This window comes from Oceanobacillus locisalsi (assembly GCF_042675985.1).
Taxonomy (GTDB): domain Bacteria; phylum Bacillota; class Bacilli; order Bacillales; family Amphibacillaceae; genus Oceanobacillus; species Oceanobacillus locisalsi.
This window is the reverse complement of record NZ_JBHTKK010000052.1, coordinates 1-1,806: the sequence shown is the minus strand read 5'-3', so window position 1 is coordinate 1,806 and position 1,806 is coordinate 1. Positions and strand designations below refer to the sequence as shown.

At 28.0% G+C, this 1,806-nt stretch carries 1 protein-coding gene; it reads left to right on the top strand.

Annotated features, from left to right (window positions below; translation table 11 throughout):
* Positions 1-288: 288 nt before the first annotated feature.
* Complete coding sequence (locus ACFQ19_RS20165) at positions 289-1,695, top strand: hypothetical protein (protein WP_379594650.1); 1,407 nt, start codon at positions 289-291, stop codon at positions 1,693-1,695.
* The last annotated feature ends 111 nt before the right edge of the window (positions 1,696-1,806 follow it).

The following is a 1,806-nucleotide window of genomic DNA, read 5'->3' as shown; positions in this document are numbered from 1 at the left end:
GAAAAATTAGCTCACCTCTTACCTTGGTCACCGACTCTTCCTGAGGAATGTCGTGTTCCCAATCAATCTAAATAAATCATAACAATAGTCCATACCTTTTAATAGGTGTGGGCTATTTTACGCTTACCTTTAGCTTATCTTACTGCTTTTTTTCAATCAACAGGAAGCATTGTTGCAATAATTACATTTACAATTTCGTTCCAATTAACCGCTTGGTTTTTTAATAGGTTTGTTACAGAAATATTATTTAACAGAAGGATTACTTATAGGAAAAAAAGTAAATTAGAAATGATTAACTTATGTTTTTTATTTTCAGTAATATGTTTAGAACTTTTCTCAATACTTTGGGTGAAAAATGAACCTGCTACCATTATTACTATTTCTACTTTTTATTTTTCCATCAATATTTTTATTCCATTGGTTAAGGTTGTTTTTTTCCTATTTAAAAATAAAGGAAAACAGGATAAAACATTTTTAATTTGGATGTTACTAATTCCAACTATTGCGTTTTTTCCTTTCCTATTTTTATTCCTGCTTCCGTTTCTAGTTAATCATACATGGATAAATCCTTATATCACTGCGTGGGCATTTTTTATTCTACCGGTCGGCTATACTTATTTAATTCTCACTCAGAAACTCATTAATATTAATTTTATATTAAACCGAACTCTCTACTATAGCGGCTTAGCATTTATACCATCATCCTTTTTAATATTCGTCCTGTTTTTACTTCACCCAGAAAGAAATCTAGACTATTTAATACAAATATTTATCATCTTGTTCTTATTTAATGTTATGTTTTTCTTTATAAAGGAACAAATAGATTTTAAATTACGTAATTCGTTGTTTCGTGGTAAGAACAACATTGTCCAATCAGTCGAAAGATTAGTTAGAGATTTAGAAAATTGTAGAACAAAGAAGGACCTAAATAATGTTATTAGAAGTGAGATCGAAAAACAATTTAATATGGTTGATGTATCTATTATTAAATATAATTTTCCTGAAGGGAAATTAGAAGAAGAATATTTAATTGGTAATAATACCTTTGAAAATATTCCTATCAAGTTAATTGAAAATCAAAAAAATAAAATTATGATTGATTATGAGAACACTATTGGGATCTTTTTATCTGAACATCCCCACGTCATTACCTATTTATGGATTGGTAATCATAAAAAAAACATTCGGTTTAATATTCATGATAAGTCTTGGTTGCTTGTTTTTGGTTCATATCTTCGATTTTCTTATGAAAATATTAGAATGAATGAAGAATCTGTGATGCAACTGATAACTGATACACAAGATATAACTTCTGCATCTTCTCGATTTTTATTTCATTTTGCGGAAACAGAAAGAAGAAGGCTCTCCGAAGATATTCATAACACTTTTTTACAAGATCAAATTTATATTTACAGAGAATTAGAGTTACTTGCAGCAAAAAACAATCAGGCTGAATTATTGAAGCTTAAGGATAATTTAAAGCATGTTATAGATAAAACAAGACAAACATGTAATGAAATTAAACCTTTTACTTTATCAAGTAAAGGTTTGCCTTTTTCATTAAATGAACTATTTCACCGCATTCAACAAAGAGCAGCTTTCCAATTAAGTTATGAAATTGATATCTTTACCGAGAGATTCGACCACTATGAAAAATCTATACTAATTTATAGGACTATCACTAGCGTTGCATAAAAAAATAAATGAAAAAGCAAGCAATGTGATTTGTAAATTTTAATTTATTATTGTAATTTTCAGATATAAATGGTGTTTTATTTTGAAAAAAAGACAATGGGTACGAAAGGT